Source organism: Acidimicrobiales bacterium, assembly GCA_033344915.1.
GTDB lineage: Bacteria > Actinomycetota > Acidimicrobiia > Acidimicrobiales > Aldehydirespiratoraceae > JAJRXC01.
Window position 1 is genome coordinate 1,755,193 of the sequence record JAWPML010000001.1, and the last position, 25,113, is coordinate 1,780,305.

27 protein-coding genes and 3 tRNA genes are annotated in these 25,113 nt (G+C 67.5%); 11 read left to right on the forward strand and 19 right to left on the reverse strand.

From position 1 onward, the window contains the following. The first annotated feature begins 103 nt into the window (after window positions 1-103). From R8F63_08480 to R8F63_08490, 3 genes are all read left to right on the forward strand, one after another. Window positions 104-664: an antirestriction protein ArdA gene (locus R8F63_08480; GenBank protein MDW3218639.1), complete on the forward strand. Its 561-nt coding sequence runs from the start codon at window positions 104-106 to the stop codon at window positions 662-664. An 84-nt stretch (window positions 665-748) separates the two neighbouring features. Further along, a complete protein-coding gene (locus R8F63_08485) occupies window positions 749-1,135 on the forward strand; it encodes a helix-turn-helix transcriptional regulator (protein MDW3218640.1) in 387 nt (128 codons plus the stop codon). A 26-nt stretch (window positions 1,136-1,161) separates the two neighbouring features. Further along, window positions 1,162-1,785 (forward strand): ImmA/IrrE family metallo-endopeptidase, encoded by a 624-nt coding sequence (locus R8F63_08490; GenBank protein ID MDW3218641.1) that lies wholly within the window; start codon window positions 1,162-1,164, stop codon window positions 1,783-1,785. On the opposite strand, the gene R8F63_08495 is transcribed toward R8F63_08490, so the two are convergent. The 4 genes from R8F63_08495 to R8F63_08510 all read right to left on the reverse strand — a co-directional run bounded on the left by R8F63_08495 (window position 1,743) and on the right by R8F63_08510 (window position 4,047). After that, window positions 1,743-2,165: a hypothetical protein gene (locus R8F63_08495; GenBank protein MDW3218642.1), complete on the reverse strand. Its 423-nt coding sequence runs from the start codon at window positions 2,163-2,165 to the stop codon at window positions 1,743-1,745. The genes R8F63_08490 and R8F63_08495 overlap by 43 nt on opposite strands. Before the next feature lie 618 nt (window positions 2,166-2,783). Next, window positions 2,784-3,098, reverse strand: coding sequence for a hypothetical protein (locus R8F63_08500; GenBank protein MDW3218643.1), 315 nt, complete (start codon window positions 3,096-3,098; stop codon window positions 2,784-2,786). Between the two features lie 367 nt (window positions 3,099-3,465). Continuing rightward, a tRNA-Val gene (locus tag R8F63_08505) sits at window positions 3,466-3,542 on the reverse strand. A gap of 28 nt (window positions 3,543-3,570) precedes the next feature. Then, on the reverse strand, window positions 3,571-4,047 hold the full coding sequence (locus R8F63_08510; protein ID MDW3218644.1) for a hypothetical protein: 477 nt from the start codon (window positions 4,045-4,047) through the stop codon (window positions 3,571-3,573). A 54-nt stretch (window positions 4,048-4,101) separates the two neighbouring features. On the opposite strand from R8F63_08510, the gene R8F63_08515 reads away from it, so the two are divergent. Continuing rightward, the gene (locus tag R8F63_08515) at window positions 4,102-4,515 is read left to right on the forward strand and encodes a PaaI family thioesterase (GenBank protein ID MDW3218645.1); all 414 of its coding nucleotides are present in this window, start codon (window positions 4,102-4,104) and stop codon (window positions 4,513-4,515) included. A gap of 1 nt (window position 4,516) precedes the next feature. After that, entirely contained in the window at window positions 4,517-5,290 is a 774-nt protein-coding gene (locus R8F63_08520) for a phytanoyl-CoA dioxygenase family protein (GenBank protein MDW3218646.1), read from the forward strand. On the opposite strand, the gene R8F63_08525 is transcribed toward R8F63_08520, so the two are convergent. From R8F63_08525 to R8F63_08550, 6 genes are all read right to left on the reverse strand, one after another. Then, window positions 5,257-6,108 (reverse strand): hypothetical protein, encoded by an 852-nt coding sequence (locus R8F63_08525; protein ID MDW3218647.1) that lies wholly within the window; start codon window positions 6,106-6,108, stop codon window positions 5,257-5,259. The two genes, R8F63_08520 and R8F63_08525, sit on opposite strands and share 34 nt — an antisense overlap. A 22-nt stretch (window positions 6,109-6,130) precedes the next feature. After that, a complete protein-coding gene (locus R8F63_08530) occupies window positions 6,131-7,888 on the reverse strand; it encodes a PQQ-dependent sugar dehydrogenase (GenBank protein MDW3218648.1) in 1,758 nt (585 codons plus the stop codon). Window positions 7,889-7,913: 25 nt separating this feature from the next. Further along, the gene (locus R8F63_08535) at window positions 7,914-8,435 is read right to left on the reverse strand and encodes an NUDIX hydrolase (GenBank protein MDW3218649.1); all 522 of its coding nucleotides are present in this window, start codon (window positions 8,433-8,435) and stop codon (window positions 7,914-7,916) included. Between the two features lie 22 nt (window positions 8,436-8,457). Then, entirely contained in the window at window positions 8,458-10,209 is a 1,752-nt protein-coding gene (locus tag R8F63_08540; protein MDW3218650.1) for a sulfatase-like hydrolase/transferase, read from the reverse strand. A gap of 90 nt (window positions 10,210-10,299) precedes the next feature. After that, complete coding sequence (locus tag R8F63_08545; protein ID MDW3218651.1) at window positions 10,300-11,631, reverse strand: plastocyanin/azurin family copper-binding protein; 1,332 nt, start codon at window positions 11,629-11,631, stop codon at window positions 10,300-10,302. Between the two features lie 29 nt (window positions 11,632-11,660). Then, on the reverse strand, window positions 11,661-12,401 hold the full coding sequence (locus R8F63_08550; GenBank protein MDW3218652.1) for an inositol monophosphatase family protein: 741 nt from the start codon (window positions 12,399-12,401) through the stop codon (window positions 11,661-11,663). 82 nt (window positions 12,402-12,483) lie between these two features. Between R8F63_08550 and R8F63_08555 the strand changes: the two genes are divergently transcribed. After that, window positions 12,484-13,047, forward strand: coding sequence for a hypothetical protein (locus R8F63_08555; protein MDW3218653.1), 564 nt, complete (start codon window positions 12,484-12,486; stop codon window positions 13,045-13,047). A 13-nt stretch (window positions 13,048-13,060) separates the two neighbouring features. On the opposite strand, the gene R8F63_08560 is transcribed toward R8F63_08555, so the two are convergent. Beyond that, the gene (locus tag R8F63_08560) at window positions 13,061-13,507 is read right to left on the reverse strand and encodes a peroxiredoxin (GenBank protein ID MDW3218654.1); all 447 of its coding nucleotides are present in this window, start codon (window positions 13,505-13,507) and stop codon (window positions 13,061-13,063) included. A gap of 47 nt (window positions 13,508-13,554) precedes the next feature. Between R8F63_08560 and R8F63_08565 the strand changes: the two genes are divergently transcribed. The 3 genes from R8F63_08565 to R8F63_08575 all read left to right on the forward strand — a co-directional run bounded on the left by R8F63_08565 (window position 13,555) and on the right by R8F63_08575 (window position 16,494). Next, on the forward strand, window positions 13,555-13,959 hold the full coding sequence (locus R8F63_08565; protein ID MDW3218655.1) for an MmcQ/YjbR family DNA-binding protein: 405 nt from the start codon (window positions 13,555-13,557) through the stop codon (window positions 13,957-13,959). Continuing rightward, window positions 13,956-15,107: a hypothetical protein gene (locus R8F63_08570; protein ID MDW3218656.1), complete on the forward strand. Its 1,152-nt coding sequence runs from the start codon at window positions 13,956-13,958 to the stop codon at window positions 15,105-15,107. Before R8F63_08565 ends, R8F63_08570 begins: the two co-directional genes overlap by 4 nt. A 73-nt stretch (window positions 15,108-15,180) precedes the next feature. Then, the gene (locus R8F63_08575) at window positions 15,181-16,494 is read left to right on the forward strand and encodes a bifunctional o-acetylhomoserine/o-acetylserine sulfhydrylase (protein ID MDW3218657.1); all 1,314 of its coding nucleotides are present in this window, start codon (window positions 15,181-15,183) and stop codon (window positions 16,492-16,494) included. Between the two features lie 8 nt (window positions 16,495-16,502). Here the strand turns inward: R8F63_08575 and R8F63_08580 are convergent, their stop codons facing one another. Further along, complete coding sequence (locus R8F63_08580; GenBank protein ID MDW3218658.1) at window positions 16,503-16,949, reverse strand: hypothetical protein; 447 nt, start codon at window positions 16,947-16,949, stop codon at window positions 16,503-16,505. 1,009 nt (window positions 16,950-17,958) lie between these two features. Between R8F63_08580 and R8F63_08585 the strand changes: the two genes are divergently transcribed. Further along, a complete protein-coding gene (locus R8F63_08585; protein ID MDW3218659.1) occupies window positions 17,959-18,198 on the forward strand; it encodes a MazG-like family protein in 240 nt (79 codons plus the stop codon). A gap of 63 nt (window positions 18,199-18,261) precedes the next feature. Here the strand turns inward: R8F63_08585 and R8F63_08590 are convergent, their stop codons facing one another. Beyond that, complete coding sequence (locus tag R8F63_08590; GenBank protein ID MDW3218660.1) at window positions 18,262-18,660, reverse strand: hypothetical protein; 399 nt, start codon at window positions 18,658-18,660, stop codon at window positions 18,262-18,264. 434 nt (window positions 18,661-19,094) lie between these two features. Between R8F63_08590 and R8F63_08595 the strand changes: the two genes are divergently transcribed. After that, window positions 19,095-19,682 (forward strand): hypothetical protein, encoded by a 588-nt coding sequence (locus R8F63_08595; protein ID MDW3218661.1) that lies wholly within the window; start codon window positions 19,095-19,097, stop codon window positions 19,680-19,682. Between the two features lie 225 nt (window positions 19,683-19,907). Here the strand turns inward: R8F63_08595 and R8F63_08600 are convergent, their stop codons facing one another. The 6 genes from R8F63_08600 to dnaG form a co-directional block, all read right to left on the reverse strand. Next, a complete protein-coding gene (locus tag R8F63_08600; GenBank protein MDW3218662.1) occupies window positions 19,908-20,789 on the reverse strand; it encodes a hypothetical protein in 882 nt (293 codons plus the stop codon). A 118-nt stretch (window positions 20,790-20,907) separates the two neighbouring features. After that, window positions 20,908-20,983 (reverse strand) — tRNA-Ile (locus R8F63_08605). Between the two features lie 76 nt (window positions 20,984-21,059). Further along, window positions 21,060-21,132, reverse strand: a tRNA-Asn gene (locus R8F63_08610). Continuing rightward, window positions 21,123-21,782 (reverse strand): helix-turn-helix domain-containing protein, encoded by a 660-nt coding sequence (locus tag R8F63_08615; protein ID MDW3218663.1) that lies wholly within the window; start codon window positions 21,780-21,782, stop codon window positions 21,123-21,125. The genes R8F63_08610 and R8F63_08615 overlap by 10 nt, the downstream gene beginning before the upstream one ends. 42 nt (window positions 21,783-21,824) lie before the next feature. Then, the gene (rpoD, locus tag R8F63_08620; GenBank protein ID MDW3218664.1) at window positions 21,825-23,150 is read right to left on the reverse strand and encodes an RNA polymerase sigma factor RpoD; all 1,326 of its coding nucleotides are present in this window, start codon (window positions 23,148-23,150) and stop codon (window positions 21,825-21,827) included. After that, window positions 23,147-25,027 carry a DNA primase gene (gene dnaG, locus R8F63_08625; protein MDW3218665.1) on the reverse strand — a complete coding sequence of 627 codons (1,881 nt, stop codon included), beginning with the start codon at window positions 25,025-25,027 and terminating at the stop codon, window positions 23,147-23,149. Before dnaG ends, rpoD begins: the two co-directional genes overlap by 4 nt. Between the last annotated feature and the right edge of the window lie 86 nt (window positions 25,028-25,113).

Consider the following 25,113-nt stretch of genomic DNA (forward strand, 5'->3'; position numbering starts at 1 on the left):
CACAGCCCCCGAGCAAGATGGTCGCCAGATCTCTCGCCGCCCGAGACGCCAACAGGAAGGAGGGCAGCCACCAACACCAAACCTAAACAGGAGACCCCAACCCATGGAAGGAACCCATGAACAACACGAACACCTGAACCACGAGCCCGAGCCCCGCATCTATGCCGCCTCGCTCGCCGACTACAACAACGGCAACCTGCACGGCCGCTGGATCGACGCCAACCAAGGCCCCGACGACCTCCACGCGGAGATCGCCGACATGCTCAGCACCTCGAAGCTCCCCGGCGCCGAAGAGTGGGCGATCCACGACTACGAGGGCTTCGGCAGCTTCCGCCTCTCGGAGTACGAAAGTATCGACACCGTCGCCCGCATTGCCCAGGGCATCGCCGAGCACGGCACCGTCTTCGCCCACTGGGTCGACCACGTCGGCACCACCGACACCGACTCCCTCGACCACTTCGACGAGCACTACCTCGGCGCCTGGGACAGCCTCAGCGACTACGCCGAACAACTCCTCGACGACCTCGGCGTCGACCCCGACCACCTCGTCCCCGGCTGGCTGAGCCCGTACCTCACCATCGACTACGAGCAGCTCGGCTACGACATGGCCACCGACCTCTACGTGTCCGAGGACGGTTCTGAGACCCACCTCTTTCAACCGTGATCAACCGTCGACGTTGTGAATTCCACACTGCGCAAACGCAGCAGATCGTGTTACGATAGAAGCACTGTAAGCAGGAGACCCCGCATGGAGCCTGAGCAAGCCAAACGGCTCGGCACGTACCTGAGGGAAGCTCGCCAGGCGAAGGGCCTTTCCGCCCGCCAGCTCGGCGACCTCACCGACATCAACGACGCCACCATCGTCCGCTTCGAGAACGGCAGCTTCACCGCACCCGCACCCGACAAGCTGGCCCGCATTGCCGAAGCACTCGACCTCTCGATCGCCGACGTGTTCGCCCTCGCCGAGTACTCCTCGCCGAGCGAACTGCCCAACTTCACGCCCTACCTGCGCACCAAGTATCGGGACCTACCCGAAGACGCCGTCGTGCAGATCGAGAAGTACGTCGCCCGTCTCGCTAAGAAGCACGGCGTCGCCCTCGACGGTCCCGCTCCCGGCGAAGACGAAAGCCCATGAACTAACCAATCGAAAGGAGGAGCCCTATGCCAACGTCGAACATCAACATCAACTACCGAGGCACGCTGGCCCTCCTGCGCGGGCTGGTTCCACACCGAAGAGTGAACCAGCGGGAAGCCTTTCAGGTAGCCGAGCTACAGGCCGCCCGCCTGCGTCAGCACCTCGGCATCGACGACGCTCGCTTCCCGACCGAAGCACTCGACCTGCCTCGCATCCGTGTCGAGTACGACGCCGACCTCCCCAGCAGTGGCATGACCTTCTGGAACGGGTCGACCTGGGTGATCGTCATCAACTCCACCGAGGCTCCGACCCGGCAACGGTTCAGCCTGGTGCACGAGTTCAAGCACATCGTCGACCACACAACCAAGCATCGCCTGTACGGGCCTGACGCCCGACGCCACGACCCGCCTGCGGAACGAGCTGCTGACTACTTCGCAGCCTGCGTCCTCATGCCGAAGCTCTACGTGAAGCGCCACTGGGGCCAAGGCCCTCGGACGCTGACTCCGATGGCCAAGACCTTCGATGTCTCACCAGCAGCGATGAAGTACCGACTCGACCAGCTCGGCCTGCTTGGTGAAGCGCAGCGCTGCCGCTGGAGCCGACACGCCTACCGGCGAGTCCTCCCACGAACCCTGGAGCTGGCCGCATGAACGAGCAACCGACCGCCGTCATCTACTTGCGGGTTTCCACAAAGGAACAGGCCGAGCGAGGTGGCGACGGCGAAGGCTTCTCCATCCCTGCTCAACGTGAGGCTTGCCGCCGCAAGGCAGAGGCCCTCGGAGCAGTCGTCATTGAAGAGTTTGTCGATCGAGGCGAGAGCGCACGCTCCAGTGCCCGACCCGAACTCCAGAGGATGCTTGGCCACCTCATCGAGGAACCGGCCACCTACGTGATCGTCCACAAGATCGACCGACTCGCTCGTAATCGAGCCGACGATGTCGAGATCAACCTCGTGATCCAGAAGGCCGGCGCCACTCTCGTCAGCTGCACCGAGAGCATCGACGAAACTCCGAGCGGCATCCTGCTGCACGGCATCATGAGTTCGATCGCCGAGTTCTACTCGGCCAACCTCGCCAACGAGGTCAAGAAGGGATCGCTCCAGAAGGCCAAGACCGGCGGCACCGTCGGCAAGGCCCCGACCGGCTACCTCAACGTCCGCAAGATCGAGAACGGCCGAGAGGTCCGCACCGTCGAGATAGACCCTGTTCGAGGCCCGCTTATGAAGTACGCCTTCGAGCGCTACGCCAAGGACGACATCAACCTACGAGACCTCCTGGCCGACCTGACCGAGCGGGGGCTCGACACCACGCCCGGCCCGAAGACGCCGAGCAAGCCACTGCGCCTATCGCACTTCCACCGCCTGCTCACGCACCCGTATTACAAGGGGCTCGTCCGGTACAAGGGCATCACCTATCCGGGCAACCACGAAGCGCTCGTCTCTGAGGCGACCTGGGAGAAGGTCCAGGAGACACTCCAGGCCAAGGGTCGAGCCGGCGAGAAGCAGCGCAAGCACCCGCACTACCTCAAGGGCACCGTCTACTGCGGCAACTGCGGATCCCGATTGCTCGTGTCCAACAACCGAGGCCGGCGAGGCAAGGTCTATCCGTACTTCATCTGCCTCGGCCGCCAGCAGAAGCGCACCGAGTGCTCACAGCGTGCCGTTCTGATCGAGACCATCGAGCAGCAGGTAGAGAACCACTACGAGACAGTTCAGCCGTCGACCGATCTGCTCGACGAGCTTCGTGACCTCATCCTCGACGAGATGCTCCTGCAGCAGACCGCAGCCGAACAGGAGCAACACGTCCAGGAACGCAGGAAAACCCAGCTGCTCGACGAGCAGGCCAAGCTGCTCCAAGCCCACTACGCCGAAGCCGTGCCACTCGAACTCATGAAGAAGGAACAGAAGCGCATCGAGGCCGAGCTGGCCGCCATCGACGAGCGACTTCGGGCGACCTCTCTGCACTTCGAGGAGGTCGAGGCCAACCTGAACCAGGCCCTCGCCCTCGCCGAGAACTGGGCAGCCGCATACCGAGATGCCGGCCCGACGATCCGACGACAGATGAACCAGGCCATCTTCAAGAAGATCTACGTCGACGACGAGGGTGGAGTCACCAGCGAGTTCAGCGAACCCTTCGAACTGCTACTCAGCTCGGAGGTCATCGAAGCCGCTCGTGACCACGCCCAGGTGCTCGACGCCGATCCTGACTTCATCGAGCGAGAGCTGGAAGCTCTCTACCAGGAGTGGAGCGAGGAGCGAGAACTGGTTGGCGTAGGGGTCGGAAACGAACAAACCCCGACGCTTCCGCGACGGGGTTTGAAATACGACATTTTGGTGGGCGCAGAGGGACTCGAACCCCCGACATCTTCCTTGTAAGGGAAGCGCTCTAGCCAACTGAGCTATGCGCCCGGAGATGACGAGCGTACCGGTGACGCTGTCAGCGCGGGTCGGGGTTCCTGGGCTCGAGCCAGCGGCTCACGACCCGGCGGGCGCGGGTGCGACGGCGTTCGAGGGCGGGCGCGACGGACTCGGTGACCGGTTCGCTCAGGAGGGCCGGCGGGTCGTTGCGCGGGGCCGCGGGTGGGCGACGGCGACCGGCGGTCTGCTTGAGATCGCGCACCTGCTCGCGCAGGAACTCGTTCTCCGTCTCGGCCTTGGCGGCCCGCTCGCGGGCGTCGGCCAGTTGCTGGCCCGCGTCGTGGAGGTTGCCGAGCTGATCGAGGATGCGGGTCCACGTGTCGAGGGGGACGACCATGGTCCCCGCCTCGTCGTCGGGGCCGAGCGTCGGCGCCTTCGGCTCCGGGGCCGGCGCTTCCCGTGGCTTGCGCCCGGAGGGGTCCACGGCGTCGGCGATCCCCTTCCACACGCCGGACGACGTCCGCGCCATGTCGCCTGCCATCTCACGTAGTCCCATGGCAGGCAACGTATCCGCTGCGCAGCGGCGCCACTCGTGGACCAGACTTCACGGATGCGCACGGCAGAACAGATGAACGAGTTCTTCGGCCCACTTGCACCGGGCCTGCACGGCGTGGTGTTCGACGAGAACGAGCCGGACCGGGTGATCGGCCACATCGACGTGGTCGACAACCTCATCGCGGGCACCGGATTCCTCTTCGCCCCGGCCATCATCTCGCTCGCCGACACCCTGTGCGCGGCCGGGTGTGGGAACAACATCCCCGAGGGCCACAGCTTCACGACGATCGAGCTGAAGACGAACTTCCTGTCGAGCGCCCGGGTCGGCGAGCGCGTCGTCGCCGTCGCGACGCCGGCCCACCTCGGGCGCCAGACCCACGTGTGGGACGTCGAGGTCACGAACGAGGCCACAGGTCGCACGATGGCGCTGTTCCGCTGCACCCAGATGGTGCTCGCACCGAGAGGCTGACGTGCTCGACGACGGGCAACTCGCCGCGCTCGAGCAGCGCGGACATGTCCTGCTAGCCGGCTTCGTGGATCCCGAGGGCGTCGCCGCGATGCAGGACGCCGTCTGGTCCTTCCTGCACGGCCGGGGCATCGAGCCCGACCGCCCCGCCGACTGGCCCCCGAAGATCGACAAGCTGCAACCGCTCCGCAAGGCAGGCGCCTTCGACCCGTTCCTGCGCCCCGAACTGGACCGTCTGGCCGACCAGCTCATCGGTGCCGGACAGTGGAGCGATCTCGGCACCCGTCCGCAGGCGCTCGTGAGCCTTCCCGAGCCGGGACCGTGGACCCTCCCCCACCAGACCTGGCACTTCGATCTGCCGCCCCGGGGACCGACGGCCACCTGGGGTGCGGTGCGGTTCCTCGGGTTCGTCGACCGGGTGGCGCCACGGGGCGGCGGCACGCTGGTGGTCGAGGGTTCCCACCGGCTGGTTCGCCGGCTCGTCGAGGCATCGCCCGATGCCGACGCCGGCCACGGCGCGGACGCCCGCAAGGTGCTGCGACGCCATCCGTGGTTCGCCGCGCTCAACGACTCGACTGCGTCGCCCGAGCACCTGTTGGAGGGGGCAGAGGTCGACGGTGTCGACGTCCGGGTCGTCGAACTCACCGGCGACGCGGGCGACCTCGTCGTGATGCACCCGTGGCTGATGCACAACATCGCGATGAACTGCTCGGAGCGCCCCCGGATGATGATGAGCTACACGCGCTACGGGAAGTACGCCTCGATGTCGGACCGGTAGAGCTCGGCGACGCGGGATCGCATCGTCGGTGTCAGAAGTTCCTCCGACGCCGGCCACTCGCCGCCGGCGCGGGCCTGTGCGGCGCCGTGCCGCTGATCGGGGCCGGAGCCCGGCGCCACCGACCCGGGGGAACGGCGGCCCTCGACGAGCGCGACCCACTCGTCGTCACGCAGGCCGATCGGACCGAAGCCCCGAGATGCGTCGACGGCGGCGAGCGCGTCGAACAGATCGTCGTCGCCGAGCCGGATCAGGTGCGTCGGTCGGAGATGACGCTCGACGGGGTGGCGCTGGAGCCGGTCGTGCGGGTTGACGTCGCGAGGTTTCAGGTCGGCGAGCAGGTCGAGGTACTCGGCGAAGCTGTATCCGGCGTGCTCGTCGACGGCCCGACCGAGTCGGCGGGCCATCGTCGCGTCGTAGTAGCCCTGGCGCAGGGCATGGCGATACGAGCTGACGGCCCGCCGGTGGGGATCACGCACGACCTTCACCACCGTGTAGCTGCGGAGATCATCGGCCAGGGCGCGACCGAACGCGGCCGACGGATAGTGGACCCGCTGGCGGTAACGGTGAGGATCCGGCGAGAACGCTCGAGCCTCGGCCCGCACGCCGGTCACCGTCCAGAACCAGATCGCGAGCGTCGACGACGCGACCTTGGGCGTCCACAGCACCATCAGCCGACGGTCCCGGTCGAGCAACGGCGTCGGATCCCGTTGGGCCGCGTAGCGCAGCGCCCGCGCTGGCGAACGCCGGGCCTGGACCCGAGCGAGTTGCCGACGCCCGTGCCGACGCACGATCCGCTCCATGTCGGCTCTGCTGCGCACGTCGGGATGCTAGGTCGGGGTGCTAAGCGGGCACGACCTTCGAGATCGAGCCGCCGCGGGAGATGGCGTAGACCTCGCCGTGGAGATCCTGGACGAACGACGTGACGGACCCACCCGGCACGTCGACGTCGAACCAGATCGCGCCGCCGCTGAACTCATCGTTGAACCCGCGCAGTTCCGGCTCCTTGAAATCGGCCCAGAGGTAGGTGCCGTTCAGCCCGACGATGTCGTCGCCCCGGTAGACGAAGCCGCCGGTGATCGAGCCACCTTCGTCGCCGTTGGTCGTGTACTCGTAGGTGGGGCCGACATGATCGGCGATCGGGGGGTCGGACGGTTCGTGGTGATACGTGCCCTCCCAGGTGTCCCAGCCGAGATTCGCGCCCAGCCCGCCACCGAGATGGGCTTCGAGGCGGGTGAACTCCTCGCGGCGGTCCTGGCCGACGTCGGCCACCCACAGGTCACCGGTCTCGGTGTCGAACGAGAACTTCCACGGGTTGCGCACGCCGACCGCGAAGATCTGGTCGTAGCCGGGCGTGCCGCCGTGGAACGGGTTGGACTCCGGGTTCGTGTAGCCGGGCCCGCCGGACGGGTCGACGCGCAGGATCTTCCCGAGGAGCGTGTTGAGGTCCTGGCCGTTCTCCTCGGGGTCGCCGCCCGATCCGCCGTCGCCGAACGACAGGTAGAGCAGGTCGTCCGGCCCGAAGGCGAGATGTCCGCCGTTGTGGTTCGTGTACGGCTGCTCGACGTCGAACAACTCGTCGGCCGCGCCCGTGGGCACACCGCCGACGAGCGCGTACTCGAGCACGATCGAACGATGCGCCTGGCTCCCGCCGGACGCCGTGAACGACAGGTAGATGTGGCCGCCGTCGGGCGACACGGCCACGCCGAGCAGCCCGCACTCACCGCATCCCGGGAGGCTGTAGCCGGCCGGGATCGACCACACCTCGGTCGCCCCGGCGCCCCAGTCGGGATCACCGGCGCCGGTCGCAGGGACCCGTAGCAGGCGTCCGCCCTGCTCGGCGATGAAGATCGACCCGTCGACGGGGTGCACCGCCGCGGCAACCGGCGATGAGAGGCCGGACAGCACCGTGTCGAACCCGAGGTCGAGATCAGCCGGATCGATGATCCCGTCGGCCTTCAGGTTGAGGCGGTACAGGAAGGTGACCGCCTCGGCCCGGGTGATCGATCGGTTCGGCTCGAACGTCGTCGGGCTCGTGCCCGTCGTGAGCGCCCGCCACTTCAACCAGTCGACCGCGTCCTCGTAGAACGAGTCGGCGACCACGTCGACGAAGCCGCTCGGCGGGGCGCCGCCGGGCTCGCCGGCCAGCCGGAAGAGGAACGTCGCGAACTCGGCGCGGGTGAGATCGCCGTCGGGCACATAGGTCGTCGTGGTGCGTCCCGTCGTGTGGCCCGCATCCCACAGCCAATCCACCGCGGCGGCGTAGAAGGACGGGCGCAGGATGTCGACGAAGGGCGCGAGCCCGGCGGCGCCCGGTTCGCAGACCATGCGCCACAGGAAGGTCGCGAACTGGGCCCGGCTCACCACCGCCGCCGGTGAGAAGTGCGTCGGGTCCGTGCCCTCGGTGATGTCGTTGAGCGCCGCCCACCCGACGGCGTTCGAGTAGAACTCGCCCGGCGCGACGTCGACGAAGCTGTGCGGACCGACCGCGTTCACGATGCACGGTCCGGGCTCGTAGCCGTCGACGGATCCGGCGCTCGCGGGTGGTGCCAGGGCCAGGCCCGCGGCGAGAAGGGCGAACGCGACGAGCCAGTGCCTCATGGGCGGTGACGGTACCGCCCGGGCTTCACCTGTTGCGGTCGCGCCAGACCCTCACCCGCGAGTCACCCTCATCCGCTCGGTGCACCAGGTCGAGGAGAAAGCTCGTCTCCGGTTCGAGATCCGGCAGATCGTCCGCGCCGTGCCAGGCGATCCCGTCGAGCTCCGGCGTGGTGACGACCAACGAGTCGGGGTCGACGGCCCCGTCGAGCTCGACGCGGTACGCGGTCTCCAGCCGCCGGTAGGTCGAATCGATGATGACCATCGGCTCGCCGACGAGGCGGACGGTGGCGCCGACCTCCTCCCCCATCTCCCGGATGACGGCCGTGCCGGGATCCTCGCCGCGGTCGACCAGACCGCCCGGCAGCGTCCACCCCTCGCGATAGACGGGCTTCACGAAGAGGAACCGGCCGTCGTCGCGCTGGAGGACCGCCACCGCACCGGCGGTCCACGAGGGTCGTAGCGCCCGGATCAGCGTGCGGCGAAACGGGCGGGGCAGAAGTCCGAACGCCCGAAAGAGCGATCGTCGCACGGGGGTCGATCCGGTCATGGGCGGACCCTAACCCGGGTGCCTACGCGTGACAGGTGGGTCCGACACACGCCGCGAGTTCTTCCAGTCTCGCCTGGAGGACCGCGGTCGTGGCGGCGTGGTCGATGACCCCCTGCGGCGTCGCGAGGAGATTGTCGAGCTGGAACGGATCCAAGGCCATGTCGTAGAGCTCGTACTCGTGGACCTCGCCGCCGTACCACTCGACGTACAGCCAGTCGGCGGTGCGCAGCGCCCGGTAGGTGGGCACCCGGATCGTGATCTCCTGCTCGATCGCGTTCTGTACGTCGGCGAGCGTGTGCAGATCAGTCCCCGGCCCGTGGGTCCCACGGAACTCGAGCAGCTGATCGGTCCGCCAAGTCGGTGATCCGGTGAACAGCGGCACGAGGGACTCGCCGTCGAGGTCGTCGTACGGCGCAAGCGCGAGGTCGAGCAGCGTCGGGGCGATGTCGACGTGGCTCACGAAACGGTCGTCGACCGCGACCGGCACGCCCGGGCCGGCGATCGCGAGAGGAATCCGGATCGACTCCTCGTACGGCGCCTGCTTCTGGGGTATGCGGTGGGAGCCGAGGTTGTATCCGTTGTCGCTGAGGAAGATCAGAACCGTGTTGTCGAGTTCGTCGTTCGCCTGGAGCTTCGCGACCACCGCGGCGACCGCTTCGTCGACGGCGAGCAGCGAACCCATCCGGTTCTGGTACTCGGTGTCGAACGCGGCCAGTTCGACCGCGTCGTATTGGTCGAGACCGTCGCGGATCCACGTCGGCTTGTCGGAGACGTCCGCTTCGTCGAAGTTCGGCCGCAGCGGAAGCGGATCGCTCGCCCACTGGTGGGCGGCGTGGCGCGGCGCGGGTTCGAGCGGCGCGTGCGGGGCGGTGACCGCCAGGAACATCATGAACCGCTGGTTGTCCCGCTCCTCCGTCTCGTCCAGATAGTCGAGCGCATGACCCAACAGCACATCGGTCACGTAGTGCTGGGGCTGGGTACCGTGGGCGACGAGCGTGCCGTTGTCGTTCGCCAGGTAGTAGTAGCCGCTGAGGGCGTTGAGGCCGAGTCCGAACCAGTCGTCCCATCCGGGGGGCAGGTCGGTCAGGTTGAGCTCGTAGCCGTTCAGGTACTTGCCGATCAGGGACGTCGAATAGCCCTGCGCCTGGAGCCTCGTGGCGAAGGTGTCGAGCTCGGCCGCGTCACGAAACGCCATGTAGCTGCCGTCCGGAGGCGAGTTGTCCCACACGCCCGTGTTGTGCGGATAGTTCCCCGTCAGGATCGACGCGCGGGCAGGGCAACAGACGGGGTCGGGTGCGAACGCGTTCGTGAAGTTCATGCCGGCGTCGGCGATCAGCGCCTTCGTCTGGGGTAGCGCGTCCCAGAACGGCATCGTCGTCTCGTCGAGATCGTCGACCATCACGATCACGAAGTTCGGTCGATTCTGGGTCAGGACGAACTCGCGGCGTTCGACCGTGGTGCCGTCCACGGACGCCCGCGCGCTGACCATGTGAACGCCGTCGATCAGCGCCGTCGTGTCGAAGATGTGCTCGAAGGGTGCGGTCGCGTCGGTGACCCACGCCCCCAGATTGATCCGGAAGTCGATCGCCGTCGGGGCGATCTCGACACCGGTCGCCGTCACCGTCAGGTCGCCGCTGACCGGATCGACCTGGTCGTAGGACAGCGAGATGTCGGGGACCGGCTCGCCCACGGGAGGCTCCGGGTCCACCAGCGTGCAACCCGCCCTCATCAACCCCATCGACACGAGCAACGCACCGACTTTGAGAGCGACCATCTGCGCCCCTTCCGAGTGCTGCGAAAGGTACCGCAGCCCCCCGTCCTTGTCGATGGGTCGATGCCGGGAATCAGGGCGATATTCGCACCCTCACTCCACGTTGACGACGCCCGTCATCTCGGGATGGAGTACACAGAAAAGCTCGTACTGACCCGGGGCATCGAACGCGACCTCGAACGCCTGTCCGGTGCCGAGCACGCCCGAGTCGAATGCGCCGCTCGGCTCGATGAACGAGCCGGCAGTGACCGTGTGCGGGACGGAGTCCGAGTTGGCGAATCGGACGGTCTCGCCGACGCCGACCGTGACGTCACCGAAGCTGAAGTTCAGGATCTGGGCGGACTCGATCCCCGGGCCGATCTGCGACGTGCGTTCGTCGAGCAGCGTGTCCGGGTCCGACAGCGGCCACACCGACGGGTTGAACATCGAGAACACGCCGGATTCGGCCTCGAAGCCGTCGGCCACGTAGGCGTGCATCATCCAGCTGGAGATGATCGGGAGGAACTGACCACCCTGCTCCCGACAAACCGATGCTGTCGTCGCGGCTCGGCCTCCCTCTCCGACGGCGTCGTTGTCGACGCCGAGCTGCCCCGCCTCCTCGGCGCGGGAAATGCAGGTGTTGTAGTGGATGTGCCAGTTGTCGATCGGGCCCGCAAAACCGTCGGGGTGATCGGGCGTGAGCGACACGTTGAAGACCGCGCCGACCGGCACGTAGCCGTCCTCACCGGTCCACTCTCCGTTGCGACAGTCGCCGATCTCACCGGCGCCGAGGCCGAGCCCGTCCTCGCTCGCGAAGAGCACCATCTGCGGCCGACTCGGATCGAAGGTCCGCGACTCGAGACCGTCGATCATGTGGATGCCCATGTTGGCGATCTGGTTGGTGCTCTTCCAGAGTCCGGCGGCGCAGGCGTCGTCGAGGTCCTCGTACTTGTGGATGGCTTCGTTCACCGCATCGAGCTGCTCGACGAGCGTGCCCAGCGTCTCCCGGTCCATGCCGAGATAGGCCGGAACCTCGTCACCGCTCTCGTAGAGCGCCTTCAGCTCCTGGTACGAGCAGTCCTTCGCCTCTTCCTGACAGCGGGTCTGGTAGCCGAGGGGCCCCTCGATCAGCGACGGCACGACCTCGCCGCCGGCCTGCGTGTACACATAGCGCGAGTAGCCGTAGGCCCCGATCGGGGACTCCGGGGGTTGGGGCGGCAGGTCACGATCGAAGTCCGGCTGTTCCAGGGTCGCGGCGACCGCTTCGTAGTCCTCGAGGCCGGGCAGACCGGACGGCTGACCGTCGTCGCCACCGGTGCCATCGTCGCTGTTCGCGGTCGTGGTGGTCGTCGTGGCGTCGTCGGGCGTCGCGTCCCCGGCCCCGTCGTCACCACAGGCTCCGGCGATGACGGCAAGAACGACGAGCACGATGGCGATGCGGCGCATGGGACCTCCTCAGGTCGCGGGTGCCAACGCTACTGCGCCGACCCCGCCGATTTCCGCAGCCCCAGGAGCTCGTCCAACAGCGAGGGCGGCGCAGCGACCGGCGCGCGTCGCGCCGCGTGGTCGAGCACGACCAGCTCGCGTCCCTCCGCGTCGACCACCTCGATGCCCGCCTCGCGGCAGATCAGGAGCGCGCCGGCGTAGTCCCACACGCCGAGCCCACCGTGGAAGTCGACATAGCCGCGGAACCGGCCGTCCGCGACCGCACAGAGATCCAGCGCCGCCGCCCCCATGCAGCGGAACCATCCGATGCCGTGGGGCGGGACGCCGTTGACGACGGTCGTCCCGTGGCCGGCCGCGTCGGCGGATCGATCAGCGAGCGCGACGCCATCGCGGCGCGCCCCGCCGCTGCGGATCGCGTCGTAGCGCTCGCCGTTGCCGTGGTTGTGCACGACGGCGACCCACGGGCCCTCGTCGTCCACCACACACAGACTCGTGGCGAACCACGGCAGTCCGAGCGACGCGTTCGTCGAGCCGTCGAGCGGGTCCACGACGGCCACCGGGCCGTCACCCGGGCCGAGACCGCTCTCCTCGCTCAGCACGCGCAGCCCGGCCGCGCCGAGCACCGCGAGGACGGCGGCGTCGGCCACGAGGTCCGACGCGTACTGGCCCGCCTTCAGGCCGGACGGTCCCCAGTCGATCGATCCGGCGAATGCGTCGACGACCGCATCGGCCGTTTCGTGGAGGACGGCGAGCACGTCATCGGCTGTCACGACACGCAGTGAACCACGCCCGACGCGACCCGGCACGGTTCGAGGTGCCGATTCGGGGTCGAATCGTGGCAACCTTGGCGCAATGGCCGTGATCGACCTCCAGGGTTTCGTCGCCGACCTCAAGGACCATGTTGCCGAGCACGGCTTCCACGTCCACGACGAACGTCACTTCATCGAGACCTACACGAACCGACAGACCTGGGAGATCGACCTCCACCCCGACCGGGCGTGCGACGGCCCGCTCGACATGCATGTCGCCCTCGAGGTCGATCCGCGCTCGCTGATCCACTTCGAGGACGAGGTGATGCAGATCGGCGACACCGGTGAGCCTTCGGACGACATCACCCTGCCGTTCACGATCGGCTTCGCGCTGCCGCCGCTGCCGGCCGGCCCGGATCTGCTGGTGTTGGCCACGGACCTCGCCGGGATCGGCGGCACCGAACTGCCGCTCGAGGTCAGCGCGGTCGACTCCTTCGCCGCCGTGACCGACGCGGCGGAACGAGCCGTCAGCATCGTGGCGCGCGTGACGGTCCCCCTGGCCCGGATCTACCTCGGCCAGGAGGTGCTGTGCGACGTGCTGGACCGTTGCCAGCAGGTCGGCGAGTTCCTGCTCGACCGGGCTCCCGCCTGGCTCGACGAGCTCTGATTCTCGACGAGCCCTAGAGCGAGCGGAGGGCGTCCAACGCCTCGTCGGCGTGCTTGATCATGTCCGTCTCGCTGCGGATCGACTTCACGAGCCGCCGGTCCGTGTCGATCACGAACGTTGCCCGCTTCGAGGGCAACGGACCGAGCCGCTTCACGCCGAACGCCTTGGCGACCTCCCGGTCGGCATCGGACAGGAGCGGAAAACCCAGGCTGTTCTTGTCGTCGAATTCCTTCTGCCGATCCACCGGATCGGCGCTGATTCCCACTCGCTGGGCGCCGAGTTCACCGAACTCCGACGCCAGGTCGCGGAAATGGCAGCTTTCCTTCGTTCAACCGGGGGTCATGGCCTTCGGGTAGAAGAACAACACGAGCGGCCCGTCGGCGACGAGGCTGCTGAGCCGAACCGACGCTCCGTGCTGGTCGGGGAGCTCGAAGTCGTCGATGATGTCGCCTTCGTCCATGGACCGCACCCTACCCGTGGCGGCCGTGCTGCGGGTACCGTCGCGACATGGCCGATCCGTTCGACACTGATCCGTTCGACACCGATCCGTTCCACAGCGTGCGCGCCCTGGCGCTCGCCCTTCCCGAGACCAACGAGCGGATCAGCCACGGCATGCCGACGTTCTTCATCCGCGACAAGAAGGTCTTCGTCAGTTGCGTCGACGATCACCACGGTGACGGCATCGTCGGGATCTGGGTCGGCGCCGCGCCCGGCGTGCAGGAGGAGTTGATCGAGCAGGAGCCCGATCGCTTCTTCCGGCCGCCCTACGTGGGCCATCGCGGCTGGGTCGGGGTGCGCCTCGACGTCGGCCGGGTCGACCTCGACGAGCTGCGCGAGATCATCACCGAGTCGTTCCGGCTCGTCGCGCCGAAGACCCTCGTCAAGCAGCTCGACGCCGCCGGCCGCGCGTGAGACGCCGCGCCCTCCTGACGGTGGTCGCGCTGGTCGCGACCGGCTGCGTCTGGCCCGTGCCGCTCCCCGGCGATCCGGTGCCGACGATCGAGTCCAGCGCCGATTGGGTGGCCGCCGATGCGACCGTCACGTTCACCATCACCACCACGGATCTCGTCGCTGACCGGGTGTGGGTGTTCCCCGCCGGGCTCGGCGCGCCGGCGATCCACGACGCCGCGGCACCTTTCGTGATCGAGGTCCCCGCGGACAGCATTCCCGCCGGGGCCGAGTCGGTCCTCGTGCTCGCCGAAGGCGGCGGCACGTGGGTCACCGAACACGAGCCGGTGCCGGACGTGCGCTGCAACGGCCATGTCGCCCTGTGCACCCGCCCGTACGACACGGTTCGCACGGTCACGACCCACAACGCCATGTCGAACTCGACGGACGGCTGGATCGGGCCCAACCACCACCTCGACGTGCCCGCCCAGCTCGCGGCCGGTGTGCGCGGCCTCATGCTCGACACCTACCGCGCCGGTGATCTCAACGGCATCGGACAGGTGCAGGTGCCCGGGGTCGACCCCGACACGCCCTATCTCTGTCACTCCTTCTGCTCGCTGGGATCCCAGCCGCTCGTCGACGGGCTCGCCGAGATCCGGACCTTCCTCGACGCCGAGCCGGGGGCCGTCGTGACCCTCATCCTCGAGTCGTATCTGAGCGGGCCGCTCACCGAGTCGGCCTTCGATGCCGCGGGCCTGACGGACGAGGCATACGTCCATGCGGGCGGTGCCTGGCCCACCCTCGGTGAGCTGATCGACGCGGACACCCGGTTGATCGTGCTGACCGACGACAGCGCCGACCCGGCCCGCCCGTGGTTGATGAACGTGTGGACGCACGCGTTCGAGACGCACTTCTCCAACAGCGTCCCCGGCGACTTCTCGTGCACGGACAACCGCGGCTCGCCGACAAACGATCTGTTCATCCTCAACCACTTCCTCACGAACGTCTTCGGTGCACCGGAACTCGCCGAGCAGGTCAACCACAATCCGTTCCTGCTCGACCGGATCGAGGAGTGCGAGACGTTCCACTCCACCGCGGCGACGTTCGTGACCGTCGACTTCTCGTCGATCGGCGACGTGCACGCCGCGGCCGCGACGCTCAACGGAATCTGACGGCTCCCCGCTTGAGTTCACGTCGCCCGTTGTGGGACTGTGCGGGCCTTCGCAGACGAGGAGCATCGGCATCATGACTGACCAATGGGGATTCGAGACCCGCCAGATCCACGCCGGGCAGGAGCCGGATCCGACGACGGGCGCCCGGGCGGTGCCGATCTATCAGACGACCGCGTACACCTTCCGCGACTCGGAGCACGCCGCCAACCTCTTCGCCCTCGCGGAGATCGGCAACATCTACACCCGGATCATGAACCCGACCCAAGCCGTGGTCGAGGCCCGGCTCCAGAGCCTCGAGGGCGGCACCGACACCGCCGTCGGCATCCCCGGGGCACTGCTCACCGCATCGGGTCAGGCCGCGGAGACGCTCGCCATCCTGAACCTGGCCGAGAACGGCGACCACATCGTCGCTGCCGCGGCGCTCTACGGCGGCACCTACAACCTCCTCCACTACACGCTTCCGAAGATGGGCATCACCTGCACCTTCGTCGAGGATCCCGACGACGAAGCCGAGTGGAACGCGGCCGTGCAGGAGAACACCAAGGCGTTCTACTGCGAGTCGATCGGCAACCCGCTGAACAACGTGGTCGACATCCGCAAGGTGGCCGACCTGGCCCATGCGCACTCCGTCCCGCTCATCGTCGACAACACCGTGGCGACGCCGTTCCTCATCCGCCCGATCGAGCACGGTGCGGACATCGTGGTGCACTCCGCCACCAAGTTCATCGGCGGCCACGGCACCGCGATCGCCGGGGCCATCGTGGACGGCGGCACGTTCGACTTCGGCGCCTCGGGCAAGCACCCGATGTTCACCGAACCCGACCCGAGCTACCACGGCCTCGCCTACTGGCCCGGCCTCGGCGCCGGGTCCTACATCATCAAGGCCCGCGTGCAGCTCCTGCGCGACATCGGGGCGGCGATCTCGCCGTTCAACGCGTTCCTGCTGCTCCAGGGGCTCGAGACGTTGAGCCTGCGGATGGAGCGCCACTTCGCCAACGCCCAGAAGGTGGCCGAGTATCTCGACGGTCACGATCAGGTGGAGTCGGTCGCCTACGCCGGGCTCCCCTCGTCGAAGTGGTACGACACCGCCCAGGCCCTCACCGGCGGCGCCGGCTATGGCTCGGTGCCCGCGTTCGAGATCAAGGGCGGTCTCGAAGCCGGCAAGGCATTCGTCGAAGCGCTCGAGCTCCACAGCCATCTCGCCAACATCGGTGACGTGCGCTCACTGGTGATCCAGCCGGCAGCCACGACGCACTCGCAGCTGACACCCCAGGAGCAGGAGACCACGGGCGTGACCCCGGGCCTCGTGCGGCTCTCGGTGGGCCTGGAGAGCATCGACGACATCATCGCCGACCTCGACAGGGGCTTCGCCGCGGCCGCGGGCTGAGCCGGCGCTCAGTCCATGTTCTCCGGGTCGGCGCCCGGCGACGCGATCCATTCGCGCGCCTCGTCGACGGAGTCGACATAGGTGATCTCCGGTAGGTCCTTCACATCGCGGCCGGTGAGCAGATCACGGACGCGGATCGTCGAGACCAGCCTGGCCCGCACGGGTCCGGGCGGGGCGACGAGCGCAACGCGGAACTCGCGGCCCTTGTTGAACAGCACGCGCACATGGACGAGCACTCGGTGCTGTTCCTCGACGTCGAGTTCCAGGCTCGCCACTTCGGCGAAGTCGAGAATGACCCACGGCGTGGCCGCGTCCAGTCCTTCGGCCCGAAGACCGTCGAAGCCGCCGATCACGTCGTCGAGGTGGACGACGCCGGCGAAGGAGAGCCGGTATCCGGCGCCCTCGGAAGCAATCTGGAAACGCGTCACTGTGGGCTCGGTGGGGATCGAACCCACGACCGAAGGATCATAAGTTCCTTCCGTCCTGATTCACATAGGTTCGGTCGATCCCACGTAGCGCCGTTTCACGGAGGTTTCAAGAGCGGAGAGGGCAGGGCGACCCTCTCGGAGCCAGTGCGTCTCACCAGAGTTGAGCAACGAGTGAGCAACCGGGAGGGATTCCAGTTGTCCAACGTTTGTCCAACCGGGCGCATGCCGGCGGTGGGGGCTCCTAGGGAGGAGGACACCCCTGACATCTTTTTCGCAAGAATCGCGCAGGTTCCTTCGCTAGCAGGGGTTCGGCTCCCGACCTAGGTTCAACCTGTGAGGCCACACGAACGGTCGCCGTTTTTCCCCGCCGCTGCTGGCGGAGCGGCGGGTTGTAGAATTGATCCCACGAGCGCCAGCCGGCTGTCTTCCACGTGCGAGGCTCAAGCGGAGCGACAGCTGAGCGAAGCTGAGCCCGACTTCGAAACTGACGAGCCCCCTCGGGAGGACTACTTCCTTACCGGCGTTTTGGGCGAGCTCCATGTCGACCAACGGACTACCTTGCGTTCCCTCCGGATTCGACGCCGAGCTCCGCGAACTCAGCCTGCGCTACCAGCGAGGAAGTGGACAGTCTCTCTTCCACCGAGTTGGAGACGCTCGAGCGGTACAGCGCTGGCGTCGATGCTCAGGTAATTGATGCGATCGTCGACGACTCACAGGCGTGGCCACCAGTTCCAGACGTCTATATCGGTGCTAGCGAGGCCGAGCTACTCAGTCCGTTCGCCAACTCGGACTAGCGGGCCGTTGGCATTGGCATGGCGGCGCCCCGCTGAGCGGAACTTCGATCGCTACTCGAAGGTGCTATGCCCGGCGCTCTCAGCAGGGATGGTGCCGCGCGGAACGCGACAAGGGGTGATGCCGACTCTGGAACACCCGCCATCTCGTCGGTGCGTTGGGAGGTTCCCCCGGGCTCCCTGGAGCTCGCCGTCGAACGGGACTGGACCAGTTCCACACGCCGCGCAACCTGCCGCTTGCTCCTGTGGGAGAGGTCGGGGAACTCGCGGCCGAGCTGCAGTGGAAGACCGACGCGGAGATTCGAGACGCGGACCTCGGACCGGAGAGTCCCGTGGCTCAAGAGCTCGCCGATGTCACGATCTACCTGGCTGGGTTGGCAGACCAGTTGGGTGTCGACTTGAACACCGCCGTCGTCGCGAAGATGGTGTCTAACTCCACCCGCTACGCCGCGGACGAAGTGAGGGGTTCCGCCGAGAAGCGTTGAACCGCGAGTCCCACGGCGTCCTGTGCCGGCCGCTTCGACTCTGCTGCGCCTAGCTGCGGGTCCTCATCCCCGGCCGAAGATCAGACCAAAGACACCGACGAGGACGAGGCCGGAGACGACAGCCCAGGCGATCGTCAAGAAGATCGCGACCATGATGATCGAGACAACGACCAGAGCGATCATCGCGATGCCCACCAGCGAGGACCCTGCGGCGGCGACAGTTGAGCCTGTCGATCCCGAGTGGAACCAGTCATCGAGTACCTCGTAGGCCGTCGCTGAGATACCCCAGGCGGGCACGAGTCCACCGAAGAGGCCGACAAGCAGGATCAGGAATCCCCACGGCCTTGATTCACCGTCGGCGGGACTGGCGGATTCTGCGAGGGCGATCGCTCCCGCCGCGATGCCCATCCACAAGGCAAAGAAGATGACAGCGGCGATGCCGAAGGCGCCGAGCGCTCGCATGTCGGCGACGGTAGTAGTTCACGGTCGATCGGGCCAGGGGGCAACGCCTGACCCAGGTCGAACGGCAGAGCGCAGCGGCGCGACGCTACTGTTCTTCTATGCCTTGTCCAATCTGCGGAACAGCCTCCGATAGGGCAACTCGGATCTCGAACGGCTACTTCCAGTGCGTCGCCCCGACCCGGGAGGTGCAGTGGAACGAGATGGTTCCAGATCCACGTATCCGCGGAGGAATGATGCCGGTGACACACAGCCGGATGGAGCCTTGCATGACGAGATTCCAGGAAGGAGGTCATGGTGGTTTGACCCCGCCCTGCCACATCTGCGGCACCGACTCCATCGCGACCTGCGCGAAGTGTGGCGAACGGGTCTGCGGTGAGCCGTCGCACTCAAGGTTGTATCCGACGAAGCGGCATTGCGGCGTTTGCGTCGAAGAGATGGAGTACGCGAAGCGCAACAGAGGGGGGGCAAAGAAGGCTGAGGCTGCGATCGCGAAGGCAAAGGCGAAGCGGGAGAGGGAGGCGCGTGACAGGAAGGAGGGACAGCGTCAGGCGGATGCGAAGGCGGACGCTAAGAAGCTGCTCAGCCAACTCGCTGATGCCGGCTGGCCGGGAGCTGAGAAGCTCCTCATCCCCAAAGCCGACGTGGATCTGGGGTTGACGCCGACCGGCGACAAGCGCCTCGACTACAGGCGTCGATCCAAGGCAGAGCGAAGGGTCGGGAAGGCCTACAGTCATGGCGCCTTCGGCCGCCCCTGGCGGCACGTGCTTCTCGGAGTTGATCGCCGGCGGAAGGTGCGGGGATATCCCATCGACAGGTACACCTCGAAGCGTGTCGAGACGAGCGGGATCACCTACCAGGAGCAGACCTATGCGGACCGGATGTCGGCATTTATTCTTGAGGACGGGACAATCGGCTATTCCGACAAGCCTGGTTGGCTGATGCGCAAGATGAGTCGACCCGAGAAGCGCGAGCCGGACTGGACCACCGTTCGGGATGCGCTCACCCAGCATCTCCCATCCTGAAAGGCACCGAACACGGACGGCGAGCGTTGTGCCGCCCCTCGGTACAAGTGCGGCGCCGCCCGTTCAGGCCGCTCCTCGGTGGTGCCTTCGGCGAGCGAGCCGACCTGGCGGGGGTTCAACCCGTCGGTCTATGGGCACTCGGATGCCGGCCGCGACGAGGCGGCAGCGAAGACCGTGGGCGGGGCCCTCGCGACCGAGGCGACCGCTGCCCTGCCCGTCTCCAGATCAGAAGGGTGTCAGCGTGTGGACCTCCTCGTAGGTCCGCCCTTCCTCGTCGGAGAACGTCACGCGCAGCTTCCACTGGCTGGCCGTTCCCATCGTCACGGCGATGAGGACACTCACCGACTCCCCCGGCGGGATGACTTCCAACGGTTCGTCGAGTAGCACCTGCGGCGCCCGTCCATCGCCCACCGGCTCGACGGCGACGTCGACGCCTACAGCCGCAAGAGCGCCGATGTTTTCAAGCGTGAGGACGTCGCCGCCCCGGCCGCTTCGTTGGCGATAGCGGCCGCGTACCAGAGGGCGCCCGTGCTCGGGAGGAGACGCCACCGAAGATGAGACGCCTCCGACTGCACCCTCGCTTGGCGGCGTGACCTTGGCCAGCTCCGCGATGTCCGCCTCAAGCGCGGTCCGCACCTTCGCCCTCAGGTCATCGAGCGACGCATAGCTGCCGAGGAGGCCGCCGGCTTGGAGTTGCTCCTTGTAGGCGACCAGACGGGCGATCTCATCGGGCTCGAGATCCTCCCGGGAGATAGGCATCTCTGAGAAGTAGACGTGGACTGGGATACCGCGATCTCGCGCCCTCTCGATCTCCTCCGCTGTTCCCGAATCCGCTCGGCCCGTCGGTGACCCGAGCCGAGCGTGGAACAGAGCGACAACGACATCGCAGCCATCGACCAGCTGCCGGTTGATGACTGCCTGCGCTCCGCCATCGTCGAGCGTAGGAACGCTGTCCTGCTCCCACCGCAACGGGAGAAGCACCACCCGTTCGTTAACGGCACGGTCCCGGTTCCATGACCCGATAGTTGCCTCGACCGCGTCGCGCCCGGACTTCGTATCCCCAGGGGAAGCGACCAGGACCTGGATCACCCGCGCGTCGAATCCCATCGCTCCGGTCTACCCGAGCGACGCACCATTCACATCTCCCTTGAGCAATCCCTGAGCAACCGTGAGGCTGACCGGTCGAGCGGTACCGACGTTTCGCCGACGTTTTCCCTGGCCACCGTGGTGGGCTCGGTGGGGATCGAACCCACGACCGAAGGATTATGAGTCCTCTGCTCTGACCACTGAGCTACGAGCCCGCCAGAACCCTACGACCTCGCCCGGCCCCGGACGCGAAACAGGCCGCCCGTGACGCGGTGCGGCCTGCCTCTGGAGCTCCGGGGGTGGGGATCGAACCCACGACAAGATCGTTAACAGCGACCTGCTCTGCCAGCTGAGCTACCCCGGACTGACAGGGGAGGAGGGTAGCAGCATGAGGCCATCCATCATCCCCAGAATCCGGCGCAACGTATGGGTACACGCGTACCGCACATGACAGCAGCCGAACACGTGGCGGTTGTGGCGCCTCGTCTCGTCGACCACTGCCCGATAGGGCTTGTGGAACTGCTCGAGCGGGATGCCAGTCACCCTCGACCAATGCCCGTTGGCGGAGTCGAGATCGAGGTCTGCATGGAGATAGAGCTGCACCCGTAGCCGCGCCTCCTCGACGTCGAAGAACTGTCTGAACCAAGCGCAGTAGAAGCGGATGTAGTCCGGATTCGAGTTCGCGAAGTTCACCGAGCCGCCCTTCTTCGATCCATCGCCGGCGTAGAGGCCGAGACCCGCGGCGAAGAACTCGTCGTCCGTGAGCTGAGCGAAGCGCTCCAGGCCGGCCACCCGGCACGCCTCGATCTCCTCTGACTTTGCCCGTTGGAGCTTGTTCGGGCCGCGCTTGCGGGCCGTGCGGCGTGGGTTCGGCACGAAATCGACATCGCGGACCCAGACGGAGACCGAGCTCTTCGACACGCCGAGCTCCGCGGCGATGTCCGCGAGCGTCCAGGCTCGTGCCCGCAGCGCACGAGCCAGTTCCTGTTCTCGGAGCTTGCCGCCGTATCCCATGCCCCGAAGTTAGGGAGGGGGTGTGACACGCAGCCCTGGGGATCAGCTGCTCTCGAGATAGTCGCGGAGGCGGTCGCTGCGGTGGGGATGACGCAGCTTCGCCAGCGTCTTGGCCTCGATCTGGCGGATGCGTTCGCGGGTGACACCGAACTGGCGGCCGACCTCCTCCAGCGTGCGGGGGCGGCCGTCGTCCAGGCCGAACCGGAGGCGCACGACCTCCTGCTCGCGCTCGCTCAGCTCGTGGAGCACCTCACCCACCGCCGCCGTGAGCAGCTTGCGGGCCGCCGCGTCGATCGGAGCGATCGCGTTCTGGTCCTCGATGAAGTCGCCGAGGTTGGACTCGTCCTCCTCACCGACCGGCGAGTCGAGCGACAGCGGGTCGAGAGCGATGCGAAGGATCTCGCGGATCTTCTCGACCGGCTCGTCGACTTCGGCGGCGAGCTCCTCGACCGTGGGTTCACGTTCGAGGTCCTGGTGCATCTGGCGCTGGATCCGCTTCACCCGGTTCATCGCTTCGACCATGTGGACCGGGATGCGGATGGTGCGGGCCTGATCGGCGATCGCCCGGGTGATGGCCTGGCGGATCCACCACGTGGCATAGGTCGAGAACTTGAACCCCTTGGTGTGGTCGAACTTCTCGACCGCCCGCATCAGGCCGAGGTTGCCCTCCTGCACGAGGTCGAGGAGCACCATCCCGCGCCCCACGTAGCGCTTCGCGATCGAGACGACGAGGCGCAGGTTCGCTCTCGTGAGCTCGTCCCGGGCCCGTTCGCCGTCGCGCACGACCCGGTTGAGGCGGGCCCGCTCGCCGGGCTCGAGCGAGTCGAGTTTGCCCGCGGCGCTGAGCTCGGCGAGCTCCTCCTCGCCCTCGCTCCCCCGTCGGATCCGGGCGGCGATCCGCACCTCCTGGCGGGCGTCGAGGAGCGGGACCTGGCCGATCTCCTTGAGATACATCCGCACCGGGTCGCTGCTGCTGCCCCCGTCGCCGCGTTGACGCGGGGTGCGGCGGCGTCGCTCCGGCTCCTCCACATCGTCACCGATCGACGCCGCGAACTCCGCAGCGCGCGCCACGCGGGCCTCGTCCACGGGCGCCGCATCCAACTCCTCCTGGGTGGGTTCGGGGGCGGCGCCGGGGACCGTGATCTCGGGCGGAACGGGTGAGGACTCGTCCTCGTCGATGACGATCCCGTCGGCTTCGCACGCCGCCCGGATCTTCTCGAACAGCTCCATGTCGAACTCGACATCCTTGAGCGTGTGGACGAGCTGATCGAGCGAGAGATGGCCGGAGACCTTGCCGGTCTCGAGCAGCGCGGCGAACAGGACGGCCGCATCATCCGGGAGGGGCAATTGCGGTGCGGTGTCGGTCATGCGCTCCTCCCCTCTTCGTAGTTGATGAGCCACGGTAGCAACTGCTCGATCGCCTCTTCTCGCGTATCGCTCTCGTCGAGGCGCTCGATCAGCAGCTTGATGGGGCCGATCGACGACACGGCGTGCCGTTTCTGTTCATCGGTCGAATCGAGCGCGCGCTGGACCCGCCGCAGGTCATCGAGGGTGCGACGGCCGGCGCTGCGGGCGAGTCCGGCCACCACATCGGACGGATCGGCGTCGGACGGATCGACGGCGAGACGCCGCAACAACGCGGCCGCCCGCTCACCGGCGCGGTCACCGGCCCCGAGCAGTCCGCCGCTGCGCAGCGCCGTCAGCGCCTCCTGACGGGTGGCGTCGCCGAACAGCTTCGGGTGGAGTCGGGCGGCGTCGTCGGGCCGGTGGATCGCGAGCCGCAGCGCCTCGTCCTCCGCGGCGACGGCATGGTTCTCGGCGTCGATCAGGACGTCGGCGGCGACCATCCCCTCGTCGAAGTAGTGATCGTCGGGTTGGTTGGCGACCTCCCGCGGTCCATCGGTCGGAGCCGGCGGCTCGTCGCGACGACGGGGCGGCACGGTCTCGCGTTCCGGCGTGCGGGCGCGCGGTGCCGCAGCCAGCTCGCGGAGCCGGGCGAGGTCGACGCGGCAGCGGTCGGCGACGTCGAGCAGATAGGCGTCGCGCACGAGCGGATCCGGATGCTCGGCGATCACGTCGAGGGCGGCCTCGGCCGTGCGGGCCCGGCCCTCGACGGTGGACAGATCACCGGCCGCCAGCACCCGCTCGAGCCGGAAACTCAGGAACGGTGTGGCCTCGTCGATCGCCCGCTGGAGCTCGACCGGGTCCTCACGGGCGAGGTCGGCCGGGTCGACGCCCGCCGGCAGGTCCGCCACCCGCACCTCCAGACCGTGCTCGCGCTCCCATTCGTACACCCGATCGGCGGCGGCGAGCCCCGCCGCGTCGGCATCGAACGCGAGCACGAGCCGGTCGGCCGAGAACCGCTTGAGCAGCTTCACGTGTTCCTCGGTCATGGCGGTGCCGCAGGTGGCGACCGCGCGCGGGATACCGGCATCGGCGAAACCGATCACGTCCGTGTAGCCCTCGCAGATGATCGCCTCGCCCGCCTTCACGATGCCCTCGCGGTGGGCGTGGAGTCCGTAGAGCACCCGGCTCTTGTCGTAGACGACGGCATCGGTGGTCGTGTTCTTGTACTTCGAACCCTCGTGGCCCGGCAGGATCCGCCCCCCGAAGCCGACCGGGTCACCCCGCTCGTCGGAGATCGGGAACATCACGCGGCCGCGGAAGAAGTCCTGCTGACGGTCGGCCTTGTTGACGAACCCGAGCCCGGCATCGCGGAGATCGTCGGCCGAGAGCCGGAGGTGTTTGGCGAGCTGGTCCCAGTCGTCGGGCGCCCAGCCGATCCGGTACGTGCGCACGACCTCCCCGTCGTAGCCCCGCGAGCGCAGATAGCTGCGCGCCTCCCCCGCGTCGGCTCCGGTGAGCAGGCGCTGGTGGTAGAACTCGACGGCCTTCTCCACCGCGTCGAGCAACGTCCGCTTGCGGGCCCGCCGGGAGCCCTCGTCCTTCGACGTGTAGCGGAGCTGGATGCCGTAGCGCCCGGCCAGCGACTCGACCGCGCCGGCGAAGTCGAGATTGTCCATCTCCTGCACGAAGGTGATCGCGTCGCCGCTGCGCTGACAACCGAAGCAGTAGTAGACCCCTTTCTCCGGGCTCACCGACAGCGACGGCGTGCGCTCGCCGTGCATCGGACAGCGAGCCATCCACTGGCGACCGGACCGCTTGATCTCGGTGTGTTCGCCGATGAGCGCCACGAGGTCAGCAGAGGACCTGACCTTCGCGATGTCATCGTCGTGGATACCCATTGATCCGCAAGCTAGCAGTGCCCTCCGACAGCCACCCATGGCGCCCGGGCGGGGCCTCCGATCGTCCGGATGCCATGATGCCCGGG

Excerpts from the sequence above, each read along its gene's own strand:
- R8F63_08480 (MDW3218639.1), top strand. The coding sequence starts at position 104 with ATGGAAGGAACCCATGAACAACACGAACACCTGAACCACGAGCCCGAG.
- R8F63_08485 (MDW3218640.1), top strand. The coding sequence starts at position 749 with ATGGAGCCTGAGCAAGCCAAACGGCTCGGCACGTACCTGAGGGAAGCT.
- R8F63_08490 (MDW3218641.1), top strand. The coding sequence starts at position 1,162 with ATGCCAACGTCGAACATCAACATCAACTACCGAGGCACGCTGGCCCTC.
- R8F63_08510 (MDW3218644.1), bottom strand. The coding sequence starts at position 4,047 with ATGGGACTACGTGAGATGGCAGGCGACATGGCGCGGACGTCGTCCGGC.
- R8F63_08515 (MDW3218645.1), top strand. The coding sequence starts at position 4,102 with ATGCGCACGGCAGAACAGATGAACGAGTTCTTCGGCCCACTTGCACCG.
- R8F63_08530 (MDW3218648.1), bottom strand. The coding sequence starts at position 7,888 with ATGAGGCACTGGCTCGTCGCGTTCGCCCTTCTCGCCGCGGGCCTGGCC.
- R8F63_08535 (MDW3218649.1), bottom strand. The coding sequence starts at position 8,435 with ATGACCGGATCGACCCCCGTGCGACGATCGCTCTTTCGGGCGTTCGGA.
- R8F63_08540 (MDW3218650.1), bottom strand. The coding sequence starts at position 10,209 with ATGGTCGCTCTCAAAGTCGGTGCGTTGCTCGTGTCGATGGGGTTGATG.
- R8F63_08545 (MDW3218651.1), bottom strand. The coding sequence starts at position 11,631 with ATGCGCCGCATCGCCATCGTGCTCGTCGTTCTTGCCGTCATCGCCGGA.
- R8F63_08555 (MDW3218653.1), top strand. The coding sequence starts at position 12,484 with ATGGCCGTGATCGACCTCCAGGGTTTCGTCGCCGACCTCAAGGACCAT.
- R8F63_08565 (MDW3218655.1), top strand. The coding sequence starts at position 13,555 with ATGGCCGATCCGTTCGACACTGATCCGTTCGACACCGATCCGTTCCAC.
- R8F63_08575 (MDW3218657.1), top strand. The coding sequence starts at position 15,181 with ATGACTGACCAATGGGGATTCGAGACCCGCCAGATCCACGCCGGGCAG.
- R8F63_08590 (MDW3218660.1), bottom strand. The coding sequence starts at position 18,660 with ATGCGAGCGCTCGGCGCCTTCGGCATCGCCGCTGTCATCTTCTTTGCC.
- R8F63_08595 (MDW3218661.1), top strand. The coding sequence starts at position 19,095 with ATGGAGTACGCGAAGCGCAACAGAGGGGGGGCAAAGAAGGCTGAGGCT.
- R8F63_08600 (MDW3218662.1), bottom strand. The coding sequence starts at position 20,789 with ATGGGATTCGACGCGCGGGTGATCCAGGTCCTGGTCGCTTCCCCTGGG.
- R8F63_08615 (MDW3218663.1), bottom strand. The coding sequence starts at position 21,782 with ATGGGATACGGCGGCAAGCTCCGAGAACAGGAACTGGCTCGTGCGCTG.
- rpoD (MDW3218664.1), bottom strand. The coding sequence starts at position 23,150 with ATGACCGACACCGCACCGCAATTGCCCCTCCCGGATGATGCGGCCGTC.
- dnaG (MDW3218665.1), bottom strand. The coding sequence starts at position 25,027 with ATGGGTATCCACGACGATGACATCGCGAAGGTCAGGTCCTCTGCTGAC.